This is a genomic window from Pseudomonas sp. P9_2, assembly GCF_034008255.1.
Taxonomy (GTDB): Bacteria; Pseudomonadota; Gammaproteobacteria; order Pseudomonadales; family Pseudomonadaceae; genus Aquipseudomonas; species Aquipseudomonas synxantha_A.
In genome coordinates, this window is the sequence record NZ_CP125376.1 from 1,264,330 (window position 1) to 1,276,412 (window position 12,083).

Genomic DNA, 12,083 nt, shown 5'->3' on the forward strand with positions numbered 1-12,083 from the left:
GCCTGCCATGGTGTCCAGCAGCGTTTAGCGGACGACGATACCGCGCGCTGCCATGTAGGCCTTGGCCTCAGGTACGGTGTATTCACCAAAGTGGAAAATACTCGCCGCCAGCACTGCGCTGGCATGGCCTTCGATAACACCGTCGGCCAAATGCTGCAGGTTACCGACGCCACCGGAGGCGATCACCGGGATACCCAGTGCATCGCTGATAGCGCGGGTCACGCCCAGGTCGAAGCCGTTTTTCATGCCGTCCTGGTCCATGCTGGTCAGCAGGATTTCACCGGCGCCCAAGCCTTCCATCTTCATCGCCCACTCCACCGCGTCCAGCCCGGTAGGTTTGCGCCCGCCGTGGGTGAAGATCTCCCAGCGCGGGGTTTCGCCCGGGCCGGAAACCTTCTTGGCGTCGATCGCGACCACGATGCACTGCGAGCCGAAGTGTTGCGCAGCTTCACCGACGAACTCGGGGTTGAATACTGCGGCAGTATTGATCGAGACCTTGTCCGCGCCGGCATTGAGCAGGTTGCGGATGTCTTGCACAGTGCGCACGCCACCGCCCACGGTCAACGGGATGAACACCTGGCTGGCCATGCGCTCGACGGTATGCAATGTGGTGTCGCGGCCATCGACGCTGGCGGTGATGTCGAGAAAGGTAATCTCGTCGGCACCCTGCTCATCGTAACGACGGGCGATTTCCACCGGGTCGCCGGCATCGCGGATATTCTCGAACTTGACGCCCTTGACCACCCGACCGTTGTCGACGTCCAGGCAAGGGATGATGCGTTTGGCCAGCGCCATGGTCAGTCCTCAGCCGTTGTAGGCGTCGCAGTAAGCCTGGGCTTCGGCAACGTCCAGGGTACCTTCGTAAATCGCACGGCCAGTGATGGCGCCGATGATGCCAGGCGCCTTGGCGTCCAGCAGCGACTTGATATCGCCCAGGTTGTGAATGCCGCCGGAAGCGATCACCGGAATCTTCGTGGCCGCTGCCAAGGCTGCGGTGAACGGCACATTGCAGCCCTGCATCATGCCGTCTTTGGCGATATCGGTATAAACGATGGCGGACACGCCGTCGGCTTCGAACTGCTTGGCCAGGTCGATCACCTGCACGGTGCTGATCTCAGCCCAGCCGTCGGTAGCCACGAAGCCGTCTTTGGCATCCAGTCCGACGATGACCTTGCCTGGGAACGCACGGCAGGCTTCGGCGACGAAGGCCGGGTCTTTCACGGCCTTGGTGCCGATGATCACGTAGCTCACGCCAGCTTTGACGTAATGCTCGATGGTTTCCAGGGAGCGAATGCCGCCGCCGATCTGGATCGGCAGGTTCGGGTAGCGCTTGGCAATCGCGGTGACCACCTCACCATTGACCGGCTGGCCTTCGAAGGCACCGTTCAAGTCCACCAGATGCAAACGACGGCAGCCACCTTCCACCCATTTGGCGGCCATGCTCACCGGGTCGTCGGAGAACACCGTGGAATCTTCCATGCGGCCCTGGCGCAGGCGTACACAAGCGCCGTCCTTGAGATCGATAGCGGGGATAATCAGCATCTGGCAAACCTTATTCGATATTCAGCAATGCTTGGGAAATCAGGGTTTCTCAAGCGACCACAAGTCGCTTTCGATGCTTTCGAACCTTTCCTTAAGGAGCGTCTGCGTGTCGAAAATCGCCCTGTTGTAATAGTGCGGTGCCACTTCGGTGGTGAACAGCTCAAGAATCTCGGCGACCTCGAACGAGCCCAGCTTGAGCTCGAAGCGGTCTTCCATGAAACGCTTGATCTTGTCGGTTGCCTCACGCTCTTGCTCGGGCGTGAGGTTCAAGATCGGCGGCTTCGGTTTCTTGGCCATTTACCAGCGACCATCCCACGCGGCGAAGTTCTGCAGCAATTGCAGGCCATGGGTATGGCTCTTTTCCGGGTGGAATTGCACGGCAAAACGCGAACCTTCGGCCAGCGCTGCGGCGAAGTCGACACCGTAGTGCCCACCACCCACCACCTGGCGCGGGTTACCGGCAGCGATGTAGTAACTGTGCACGAAGTAGAAACGCGCCATGTCCGGGATTTCGTGCCACAGCGGGTGGTCGACAGTGCGGCGCACCTCGTTCCAGCCCATGTGCGGGACCTTCAAATGCTCGCCGTCTTCATGCAAGTCTTTGCCGAAGAACTTCACCTGGCCGGGAAACATACCGATGCAATCGACGCCGCCGTTCTCCTCACTGCTGTCGAGCAAGGCTTGCATGCCGACGCAGATACCGAGGAATGGACGATCCTGGCTGACCTCGCGCACCAGGCTGTCAAAGCCCAGGCGGCGGATTTCGGCCATGCAATCACGAATCGCACCGACGCCTGGGAACACCACTCTGTCGGCTTCGCGAATCACGTTGGCATCGCTGGTGATCAGCACCTTGCCGGCGCCTACGTGTTCGAGGGCCTTGGCCACCGAGTGCAGGTTGCCCATGCCGTAGTCGATAACCGCGACCGTCTGCATTACAGGACGCCCTTGGTCGACGGCATTTGCCCGCCCATGCGCTCATCGACTTCCACAGCCATGCGCAGTGCGCGGCCGAAAGCCTTGAACACGGTTTCGATCTGGTGGTGGGTGTTGGTGCCGCGCAGGTTGTCGATATGCAGGCTGACCAGTGCGTGGTTGACGAAGCCCTGGAAGAATTCCTGGAACAGGTCCACATCAAAGCCACGGCCCACGTTGGCGCGGGTGTAGGGCACGTGCATCTGCAGGCCTGGGCGGCCGGAGAAGTCGATCACCACACGCGACAGCGCTTCATCCAGCGGAACATAGGCATGACCGTAGCGACGGATGCCTTTCTTGTCGCCGATAGCCTTGGCAAATGCCTGGCCGAGGGTGATGCCCACGTCTTCCACCATGTGGTGGTCGTCGATGTGCAGGTCGCCCTTGCCGACGATATCCAGGTCGATCAGCCCATGACGGGCGATCTGGTCCAGCATGTGCTCAAGAAAAGGGACACCGATATCAAATCGGGCCTTTCCGGTGCCATCCAGGTTGATCGAGGCTTTGATCTGGGTTTCCAGAGTGTCGCGCTCGACAGACGCCTTACGTTCGGCCATCACCAGCTCCGCAAAATCATTGGGCGAAAAAGGCAGCCATTATAGGGGCGCGGGCGCCAAACAGAAACATCGAAGGGGATAAGACTGACGGCGTGTCGGAGATAGACATGTGCGTACATGCATAACCAATGTGGGAGGGGGCTTGCTCCCGATAGCGGTAGATCAGTCAACAATGCACTGACTGATGCGCCGCCATCGGGAGCAAGCCCTCTCCCACACTTGGTATCAGTGGAACAGTACTGCGGTTTTCTGCAGGGTCACCCACACACCCCACGCCAACGGAATACCTACCACCAGCCAGGCAGCGATCGCCAACGGCTTGCTGGCGGCGGAGGCCTTCCACTCCAGCACGGTGGACGCATCGGCCCCCTTGTCATGCCCGAGCGCCTGTTCGGCGGCCAGTTCGGCATCGGTCATGAAGTACTTGTCGGCCACCGGGCGCACCAGCAGGTTGCAGATGAAACCCAGCACCAGCAGGCCGGCAAGGATGTACAACGTGATGTCATACGCCGCGGCGCGTTCAACGCCGATGCTCAACTGGTACTCACGCAGGTAGTTCACCAGTACCGGCCCCAACACGCCCGCAGCAGCCCAGGCGGTCAGCAGGCGACCGTGAATAGCACCGACCATCTGGGTACCGAACAAGTCGGCCAGGTAAGCCGGGACCGTCGCAAAACCACCGCCGTACATCGACAGGATGATGCAGAACGCCGCCACGAACAGCGCCACGTTGCCCAGATGCCCCAGGTTCGGGATCAGCGCGTACAGGGCAAAGCCCAAGGCGAAGAACACGAAGTAGGTATTCTTACGTCCCAGATAGTCGGAGAACGACGCCCAGAAGAACCGGCCACCAATGTTGAACAGGCTCAACAGGCCGGTAAAACCAGCGGCAATGGCTGCAATGGAGGCAAGCTGACCCGCATCCAGCTGGCCAAATGGCACATCAACACCCAGCAACTTGCCGCCGAACACTTCCTGCAACAGTGGCGAGGCCATGCCGAGGATGCCGATACCGGCCGATACGTTCAGGCACAACACCAGCCATACCAGGCGGAATTGCGGGGTTTTCCACGCGACATTCACATGCACGTGGCGGTGAGTGATCATCGCGTTGCTGGCTTTTTTCGCCGGCGCGGTCCAGCCCTCAGGCTTCCAGCCGGTCGGCGGCACGCGATACAGCAGTGCGCCACCGATCATGAACACGAAATAAATCGCCGCCATGACCACAAAGCTCTGCCATACACCCACGCTGGTCGGCGAAGAGAAATGCCCCATCAGTGCCGCAGCCAGGGGCGCACCCACCATCGCGCCGCCGCCGAAGCCCATGATCGCCATGCCGGTAGCCATGCCGCGCTTGTCCGGGAACCACTTGATCAAGGTCGAAACGGGCGAGATATAGCCCAGACCCAGGCCGATACCGCCAATGACCCCGGAGCCGATCCACATCAGCCAGATCTGGTGGGTATAGATGCCCAGCGCCGAGATCAGCAGGCCACCGCACCAGCACAACGCCGAGACGACACCGGCCTTGCGTGGCCCGGCATGTTCCAGCCAGCCGCCCCAGATCGCGGCCGAGCAGCCCAGGAAGATGAAGAACAGGGTGTAGATCCAACCCAGCATGGAGATGGGCCAGTCGCATTGGGACGAGAAGACTTGGGCGATAAAGCTCATGTCTGGCGCGCAGGCGACCGGTGCGGTGATACCCAGCGCTTTGGACAACGGCAGCCAAAACACCGAGAAGCCGTAGGCCATGCCGATGCACAGGTGGATGGCCAGGGCGGCCGGTGGAACCAGCCAGCGGTTGAACCCGGGCTTGGCGATAATGCGCTCCTTGGACAGGAACGCAGGCTGTGCGGCGGCGGTGCCGGCCACAGTGCTAGTGCTCATTGGTGTTTCCCCCAGTTATTGGTATGCGTCCGTCAGGCGCTCTCCTCCTCGGCCTTGCACGCAAAGCGTGGCCGTTTTTTTGAGTGAAGCTCCATTTAGGCGCGACGTTAAGTCGCAGAAGGCGGACGAACGTGCAGAGATTAGCACCAGTGGATGACAGAAAAATCAAACTGCCACTACCTTTTTAGGATTATCTGTACTTTTTTGACGTCAAAATCTCATTTCGGCCCCCGTGGATACAATGTAACGATCCGTGAACTGACGCAGGCCGTCGGGCGTTATACTCTTCGGCTAAATTTTGAAATCGACATACAAGGACTCGCCCATGAAAGCGTTCGGCAAAATCCTGGGTCTGGTACTTCTCGGGCTGTTGCTGATCATTGTGGCGCTCGGCTTTGCCCTGACCCACCTCTTCGATCCCAACGACTACAAAGAAGAAATTCGCCAGATAGCCCGCGACAAGGCCCACATCGAGCTGACGCTCAATGGCGATATCGGCTGGAGCCTGTTCCCCTGGCTGGGCCTGGAGTTGCACGAGGCCAGCGTCGCGACCCTGACCGCACCGACTCAACCTTTCGCCGACTTGCAGATGCTCGGCCTGTCGGTACGCGTACTGCCGCTGCTGCGCCGTGAAGTGCAGATGAGCGATGTACGTGTCGAGGGCCTGAACCTGCGCCTGAACCGCGACAAGCAGGGCCATGGCAACTGGGAAGACATCGGCAAGAACCTGCCCGACGAAACCACGGACGCCCCCGCGCCGGCCCCCGTCGAAACGGTGGCTGAAACCAAGCCGGAAAAACCCCCGCAGCCGATCCGCCTGGACATCGACAGCCTGACCATCAACAACGCTCGCGTGGAATACACCGATGAGCAGACCGGCAAGCAATTGAGTGCCGAGAGCATCCAGTTGAGCGCCGGTGCCATCCACGAAGGCGCCAGCATTCCGCTCAAACTCACCGCGTTCCTGGGCAGTAACCAGCCGTTGATGCGCGTCAAGACCGAGCTGAACGGCAACTTGCGCATCCAGCGTGCCCTCAAGCGCTACCAGTTCGAAGACATGCGCCTGAGCGGCGAAGCCACCGGCGAACCGCTGCAAGGCAAGACCGTCAGCTTCTCCACCCAGGGCCAATTGTTGGTGGATCTGGCGGCCAACGTCGCCGAATGGACCAACCTGAAACTGTCGGCCAACCAGTTGCGCGCCTTGGGCGAACTGAAGGTCAACGACCTGGACAAGACCCCGCAGGTCAGTGGTGCGTTGTCTGTGGCCCAGTTCGATCTGGCCAAGTTCCTTGAGAGCGTTGGCCACCCGCTGCCGGCCATGGCCCCAGGTAGCCTGAGCAAGGTCGAGCTGGTGAGCCGTCTCAAGGGCACGCCTACCAGCGTCGCCCTGGAAAACCTGAACCTGAAACTCGACGAAAGCACCTTCAGCGGCCGTGTCGCTGTCGATGATTTCGCCAAGCAGTCCCTGCGCGTACAGCTCAAGGCCGATATCTTCAATGCCGACAACTACTTGCCGGCCAAATCAGAAGCAGCCAAAGGCGCAACCGCCGCTCGCCAGGCCGAAGTGCAGAACAGCGAGGCTGGTGCGATGGCAGCCGGCGGCAACACGCCACTGCCGGACGCCCCGACCAAAGGCGCCTGGAGTACCGACAAGCTGCTGCCGCTGACCCGCCTGCGCAGCCTGGATATCGACGCCGACCTTGCGTTCGGCCAATTGACCCTGAGCCAGCTGCCGATCCAGAACGCGGCGCTGAAAGCCTCCGGCATCGACGGCCAGCTCAAGCTCGACACCCTGAGCGGTGGGCTCTACAACGGCACCTTCCAGGCCAACGGCACGCTCGATGTGCGCCAGGACCTCCCGCTTCTGGCCATGCAAACCCATATCAAGCAAGTACCGGTTGAGAAGATCCTGCAGGCCCAGGGGAAAAACCCGCCGGTCAAAGGCCTGGTCACCCTGGACAGCAACCTGACCGGGCGTGGCAACAGCCAGAAGGCGTTGATCGACAGCCTCAACGGCACCGCCAGCTTTGTGATCAATAACGGCGTGTTGCTCAACGCCAATATCGAGCAACAAGTCTGCACCGGTATCGCCCTGCTCAACCGCAAGACCCTGGCCAGCACGCCACCGGGCAAGGACACCCCCTTCCAGGAACTGCGCGGCAACCTGACGTTGCGTAACGGCGTGGCCAGCAACCCTGACCTGAAAGTGCGTATCCCAGGGCTGACGGTCAATGGCAACGGCGATGTCGACTTGCGCGTGCTGGGCATGGACTACCGCGTCGGCATCATTGTCGAAGGCGACAAGCGCGAGGTGCCGGACCCGGCCTGCCAGGTCGGCGCCAACTTCCAGGGCATTGAGGTGCCATTGCGCTGCCGTGGCCCGCTGGAGCTGGGCGCCAAGGCCTGCCGCCTGGACAAGGACGGCCTGGGCCAGGTCGCCCTCAAGGCTGCCGGTAATCGCCTGAACGAGAAGCTGGAAGAGAAGCTCGACAAGGTTAATCCCAAGCTCAAAGACGCACTGAAAGGCCTGTTCAACCGATGAGAAACGAGGAGTTTTCAGAGGCGGTGCTGGACTGGTACGACCGCCACGGCCGCCATGACCTGCCCTGGCAACAGGGCATCACCCCGTACCGGGTGTGGGTGTCGGAGATCATGCTGCAACAGACTCAGGTGAGCACTGTGCTCAATTACTTCGACCGGTTCATGGCATCCCTGCCGACGGTCGAAGCCCTGGCCGCCGCGCCGGAAGACGAAGTGCTGCACCTGTGGACCGGCCTGGGCTACTACACCCGGGCGCGCAACCTGCAAAAGACCGCCAAGATCGTGGTGAACGAGTACGGCGGCGAGTTTCCCCGCGACGTGGAAAAACTCACCGAGCTGCCCGGTATCGGCCTGTCCACCGCTGGCGCGATTGCCAGCCTGAGCATGGGCCTGCGCGCGCCGATCCTTGATGGCAACGTCAAGCGCGTGCTGGCACGCTTTACCGCGCAAGAGGGCTACCCGGGCGAGCCCAAGGTGGCCAAACAACTGTGGGCCACCGCAGAGCGCTTCACACCCTTTGAGCGCGTCAACGCCTACACCCAGGCGATGATGGACATGGGTGCCACCCTTTGCACCCGCAGCAAACCCAGCTGCCTGCTGTGCCCGCTGGAAAAAGGCTGCGAAGCCCACATGCTCGGCCTGGAGACGCGTTACCCGATCCCCAAGCCACGCAAAACCATCCCGCAAAAGCGCACGCTGATGCCCATGCTGGCGAACGCCGAGGGCGCGATCCTGCTTTACCGTCGCCCTTCCACGGGCCTGTGGGGCGGTTTGTGGAGCTTGCCCGAGCTGGATGACCTGAGCGACCTCGACCACCTGGCCAACCAGCACGCCCTCGCGCTGGGCAAGCATCAGGAACTGCCGGGGCTGATCCACACCTTCAGCCACTTCCAGTTGGCCATCGAACCCTGGCTGGTCCAGGTCGAGGAATCCGCCCATCACGTGGCCGAGGCCGACTGGCTCTGGTATAACCTCGCCACCCCGCCGCGCCTGGGCCTTGCCGCCCCGGTAAAGACGCTGCTCAAGCGCGCGGCCGACGTATTGAACGCAGGAGTTTCGTCATGACCCGCACCGTAATGTGCCGCAAGTACAAAGAAGAACTGGAAGGACTGGAACGCCCTCCGTACCCGGGCGCCAAGGGCCAGGACATATACGACAACGTTTCCGCCAAGGCCTGGGGTGACTGGTTGAAACACCAGACCCTGCTGATCAATGAAAAACGCCTGAACATGATGAACGCTGAAGACCGTAAATACCTGGCGGGCGAAATGGACAAGTTCTTTTCCGGCGAGGAATACGCCAAGGCCGACGGCTACGTGCCGCCTGCTCAATAATTGATCAAAAACCGGGGTCGGCACGTAAGCGACGGTAATAATTAAATATTTTTTGAAAACTTGCTTGACGACCCCCTGAAAAACCCGTTTAATGCGCCCCGTTGCCCAGATAGCTCAGTCGGTAGAGCAGGGGATTGAAAATCCCCGTGTCGGCGGTTCGATTCCGTCTCTGGGCACCAAAATACCGAGAAACCCCAAGGAACAATGTGTCCTTGGGGTTTTTTATTGCCTGCGATTTAATGGGCCCTGGATCACCCTGGACCCGGATGCCGAGCAGGAGCGCTTTGACTCAGGCAATCAGGATACCGGCACCGATCAAGTCAATCGGCAAAGCCGTCGAGGGAGTGAGCCTTCCAATCGCCTGGATTTGAAATACTCCCTGGCACCAGATAGTACGGACGCAAAAAATGCTCAAGGAAATATGTATGAAGTATTGCTGGATCGCACTTGCCCTGCTGCTTGGCGCCTGCGCAAGAACCCCTTCCCCAGAGCAACTGGCAGAACAGCAGCTATGGGAACAACAGTTGATAAGCCATATACAACTGTTCAAATTTTACCCGGCAAACGCTCAGGCGCAGGGGCTGGAAGGCCAGGTCAATATTGAATTCATCATCGATGCCCACGGCAATTTGTTGCGTCAGCGCGTGATCAGTCACTCAGGCTCTGAGCTTTTTGTTGCTGCCGTGCAGGCCTCTCTTCCAGCCGCATCGCCAATGCCTGCTCCGCCTGCGTCAGTTCTCAAGGATGGTGAAGTCGAGGTGCGCGCACCCTTTGTGTTTTGCCTGACCCTATCCTGCGCAGGCTAAGCTAAGCCCCAGAGCGATTGAGGCTTGTTTTTCACTGGCGTCAATCGTTCACCCTTTACCCAATTCACAGCTGTAAGGTTTCTTTCATGACACGCCTCTTGCTCTGCTCGCTATTACTGCTGACTGCACTACTCAGTGGATGCGCCACGCAAATGGACGTAGCGATCAACGCGACACCCGATCCGGACTATCACTTCGACCGCCAGGCAACCGTACTGGTGACGTCTGTCGGGGGCAGCGACGAAAACGCACTCAATGCCCGCTACTACCTGCGCGACATGGTCAGCGCCATGAAGGACCAGGGCTTTCGCAATGTCTTTACCGACACCACGCTTCCCAAGAACCATGCACCGATCAAAATGACCATCACCCTTGACGTCGAAAGCAAGCAGGTCACTTACCGCTACACCGCTACCGAGTATGGCCAGGTGGCAAACAGCACCACCACGCAGTGCAAGAAGAACAAGAAAAAGACCGATCAACTGACCTGCACCAGCACCCCGAACACCTCCTATGGCCCGGTAGGCACATCGGAACGCACCGGTTACACCACCCTCACCACCTTCCGGGCTACCGCGCGGGACGAGGCGAGCAGGCGCGCCGTGTATGTGCTTCGAGTATCGTCCTATAACGACGATTGCCAGGCGGCCAAGGTCGAAGCCTTCCTGGTGCAGCAGGGCCTGCAGAACCTGAACTTCCAGGACCGCGTGCAGCGCAATTACACGGTGACGATGCCTGAGGGGTATCGCTGCAAATAGTCAGCCGCTCAATAGGCCCTCTGTGCGAGGGCCTCTTCACCTGAGCAAAAACACCATCAACGGATTGTCATTCAACCGCCCCGCAAAGCTTGGCGCCAATTGCTCCACCGGCGAGCCTTTCAACAGCGCAGTCTCCTTGCGCGGCACAATCACCCAGCATGGTCGCGGCAGCTCACTCAGTTTCTCAAGCTGGTGACGCCCGACAAACAGTGGCTGCTCATCGTGATCCAGATTCATCATGTAGCGCACCGCCCAGGTGTCTCGGGCCAGGTCGACAAATACCAAAGGGCCCGGCTGTGATTCCCGCAGCGCCTCCACCTGGCTGACAAACCGTCGGGTGTCGAATTGCAGGTCCTTGGCCGGTTCTATCACCGCTACCAGCAACAACCATTGCGCCGCCAGTGCGATCACGCTGAGCCATACCAAACGCAACGGCCGGCGCCAGGCAATCAACGCCGCGAGTTGCAACACCGCCAACACACCAATCATCAGCGGCAGGGAAATATCCGGCCAATAGCCCTGCTTGTGCCAGGCGTTCCGACACACAAACAACACAACCACGCACAACGCCGGTAACGCTGCGACAAGCCCTTCGTAACAACGGCGCACGCCCAACACCCAACCTTGCGCCTGGAGCAGCCCATAGGCCGCGACAGCCGCAAACATCGGCACCATCGGCAAGATGTAGTAAGCGCGCTTGAAGTGCGGCACTGACAACCCGAGCAGAATCATCAAGCCACACGCCCCGAGGCGCACTAGCAGTTGCAGCTGCCCGTCGACCCAGCGCTCCGGCCAGCGATCGCGTAGCGCGACCAGAGTGGCTAACGCCAGCGGCACCACCGGGAAGTAACGGTACAAACTCAGCCGGAAATAGAAATAGAACGGCTCACCGGACTCATCCAAGCGCCCGCCGACCTGCATCTTGAACACTTCATCAGCAAAGGCATCACCGCCACTCAATCGCGCGAGCTTCATCAGCAGCCACCAGCACACTGCGAGCAGCACCAGGCCGATAACCCCGTGGATCAGCACTTGCCGGACGCGTTCGCCCGGCCTGCCCAGCGCCCAATACACGCACACCACTCCACACACCTCGATCAACCCCAGCGGGCCACGAATGGCAAAGGCCAGGACGAACAACGGGAACACCGCCAGTTGCCGCAGCCGCGACCCCAGGCGCTCACCACTGTGCAGCAGATAGAAGCTGCCGACACACAGCAGCGCAATCATCTGGTCCAGGCAGACCGAACGCGATTTTTCGAGCAACTGGGCGGTGAGCAGCGTCAGCAGCACCGTCAAAAATGCCCATGGGCGACTGAACGGCGCCAGCAGGCGGTACATCAGCGCGATCACACCGGCCGATGCAAGCGCGGTGGGCAGCACATTCGCCAGATGGTTCGGCGCATCAAACCAGCGGGCGAATACAAAACTAAAGAAGGTCGCAGTGCCTGGGTAGTCCGCGTAAGGCTGACCGTAAGTAGTGGGGAAAAAGCTTGCGCCGTGGCGAAACATTTCCTGCATGAACAGCGCCCAGCGCCCATCAAAGCCCTGAGGCTGCTGATCCCAGATCCCCAACGTGAACAACAACAGGGCGATCAGAAAGAGGCCCAAGGACTCCAGGCGAAAACGGTTGCGATGATCCATCGGGTGACCTGTCAGGTGGGAAGCGCTGGCGTATGGTGC

12 protein-coding genes and 1 tRNA gene are annotated in these 12,083 nt (G+C 60.3%); 6 read left to right on the forward strand and 7 right to left on the reverse strand.

The features are described 5' to 3' along the window. Positions 1-24: 24 nt before the first annotated feature. The 6 genes from hisF to QMK52_RS05500 all read right to left on the reverse strand — a co-directional run bounded on the left by hisF (position 25) and on the right by QMK52_RS05500 (position 4,961). The gene (gene hisF, locus QMK52_RS05475; RefSeq protein ID WP_003171107.1) at positions 25-795 is read right to left on the reverse strand and encodes an imidazole glycerol phosphate synthase subunit HisF; all 771 of its coding nucleotides are present in this window, start codon (positions 793-795) and stop codon (positions 25-27) included. A gap of 9 nt (positions 796-804) precedes the next feature. After that, on the reverse strand, positions 805-1,542 hold the full coding sequence (gene hisA / locus QMK52_RS05480; RefSeq protein ID WP_003187784.1) for a 1-(5-phosphoribosyl)-5-[(5-phosphoribosylamino)methylideneamino]imidazole-4-carboxamide isomerase: 738 nt from the start codon (positions 1,540-1,542) through the stop codon (positions 805-807). Between the two features lie 39 nt (positions 1,543-1,581). Continuing rightward, complete coding sequence (locus tag QMK52_RS05485) at positions 1,582-1,839, reverse strand: DUF2164 domain-containing protein (RefSeq protein ID WP_005783916.1); 258 nt, start codon at positions 1,837-1,839, stop codon at positions 1,582-1,584. Further along, positions 1,840-2,478, reverse strand: a complete 639-nt coding sequence (gene hisH, locus QMK52_RS05490; RefSeq protein ID WP_005783914.1) for an imidazole glycerol phosphate synthase subunit HisH — start codon at positions 2,476-2,478, stop codon at positions 1,840-1,842. Then, positions 2,478-3,074, reverse strand: a complete 597-nt coding sequence (gene hisB / locus QMK52_RS05495; protein ID WP_003187781.1) for an imidazoleglycerol-phosphate dehydratase HisB — start codon at positions 3,072-3,074, stop codon at positions 2,478-2,480. Before hisB ends, hisH begins: the two co-directional genes overlap by 1 nt. 225 nt (positions 3,075-3,299) lie before the next feature. After that, positions 3,300-4,961, reverse strand: coding sequence for an OFA family MFS transporter (locus QMK52_RS05500; protein WP_005783912.1), 1,662 nt, complete (start codon positions 4,959-4,961; stop codon positions 3,300-3,302). Between the two features lie 325 nt (positions 4,962-5,286). Between QMK52_RS05500 and QMK52_RS05505 the strand changes: the two genes are divergently transcribed. The 6 genes from QMK52_RS05505 to QMK52_RS05530 all read left to right on the forward strand — a co-directional run bounded on the left by QMK52_RS05505 (position 5,287) and on the right by QMK52_RS05530 (position 10,400). Continuing rightward, complete coding sequence (locus QMK52_RS05505) at positions 5,287-7,503, forward strand: AsmA family protein (RefSeq protein ID WP_320403889.1); 2,217 nt, start codon at positions 5,287-5,289, stop codon at positions 7,501-7,503. Then, on the forward strand, positions 7,500-8,567 hold the full coding sequence (mutY, locus tag QMK52_RS05510; RefSeq protein ID WP_320403890.1) for an A/G-specific adenine glycosylase: 1,068 nt from the start codon (positions 7,500-7,502) through the stop codon (positions 8,565-8,567). Before QMK52_RS05505 ends, mutY begins: the two co-directional genes overlap by 4 nt. Then, positions 8,564-8,836: an oxidative damage protection protein gene (locus QMK52_RS05515; RefSeq protein ID WP_043047303.1), complete on the forward strand. Its 273-nt coding sequence runs from the start codon at positions 8,564-8,566 to the stop codon at positions 8,834-8,836. The genes mutY and QMK52_RS05515 overlap by 4 nt, the downstream gene beginning before the upstream one ends. Positions 8,837-8,939: 103 nt before the next feature. After that, positions 8,940-9,015 (forward strand) — tRNA-Phe (locus QMK52_RS05520). Between the two features lie 228 nt (positions 9,016-9,243). Beyond that, positions 9,244-9,642 (forward strand): energy transducer TonB, encoded by a 399-nt coding sequence (locus QMK52_RS05525; RefSeq protein ID WP_232289402.1) that lies wholly within the window; start codon positions 9,244-9,246, stop codon positions 9,640-9,642. A gap of 86 nt (positions 9,643-9,728) precedes the next feature. Further along, positions 9,729-10,400, forward strand: a complete 672-nt coding sequence (locus QMK52_RS05530) for a hypothetical protein (RefSeq protein ID WP_005783902.1) — start codon at positions 9,729-9,731, stop codon at positions 10,398-10,400. 36 nt (positions 10,401-10,436) lie between these two features. On the opposite strand, the gene QMK52_RS05535 is transcribed toward QMK52_RS05530, so the two are convergent. Further along, a complete protein-coding gene (locus QMK52_RS05535) occupies positions 10,437-12,044 on the reverse strand; it encodes a hypothetical protein (RefSeq protein ID WP_320403891.1) in 1,608 nt (535 codons plus the stop codon). Positions 12,045-12,083 lie beyond the last annotated feature (39 nt).

Coding starts and splice junctions, on each gene's coding strand:
- hisF (WP_003171107.1), bottom strand. CDS start 795: ATGGCGCTGGCCAAACGCATCATCCCTTGCCTGGACGTCGACAACGGT.
- hisA (WP_003187784.1), bottom strand. CDS start 1,542: ATGCTGATTATCCCCGCTATCGATCTCAAGGACGGCGCTTGTGTACGC.
- QMK52_RS05485 (WP_005783916.1), bottom strand. CDS start 1,839: ATGGCCAAGAAACCGAAGCCGCCGATCTTGAACCTCACGCCCGAGCAA.
- hisH (WP_005783914.1), bottom strand. CDS start 2,478: ATGCAGACGGTCGCGGTTATCGACTACGGCATGGGCAACCTGCACTCG.
- hisB (WP_003187781.1), bottom strand. CDS start 3,074: ATGGCCGAACGTAAGGCGTCTGTCGAGCGCGACACTCTGGAAACCCAG.
- QMK52_RS05500 (WP_005783912.1), bottom strand. CDS start 4,961: ATGAGCACTAGCACTGTGGCCGGCACCGCCGCCGCACAGCCTGCGTTC.
- QMK52_RS05505 (WP_320403889.1), top strand. CDS start 5,287: ATGAAAGCGTTCGGCAAAATCCTGGGTCTGGTACTTCTCGGGCTGTTG.
- mutY (WP_320403890.1), top strand. CDS start 7,500: ATGAGAAACGAGGAGTTTTCAGAGGCGGTGCTGGACTGGTACGACCGC.
- QMK52_RS05515 (WP_043047303.1), top strand. CDS start 8,564: ATGACCCGCACCGTAATGTGCCGCAAGTACAAAGAAGAACTGGAAGGA.
- QMK52_RS05525 (WP_232289402.1), top strand. CDS start 9,244: ATGCTCAAGGAAATATGTATGAAGTATTGCTGGATCGCACTTGCCCTG.
- QMK52_RS05530 (WP_005783902.1), top strand. CDS start 9,729: ATGACACGCCTCTTGCTCTGCTCGCTATTACTGCTGACTGCACTACTC.
- QMK52_RS05535 (WP_320403891.1), bottom strand. CDS start 12,044: ATGGATCATCGCAACCGTTTTCGCCTGGAGTCCTTGGGCCTCTTTCTG.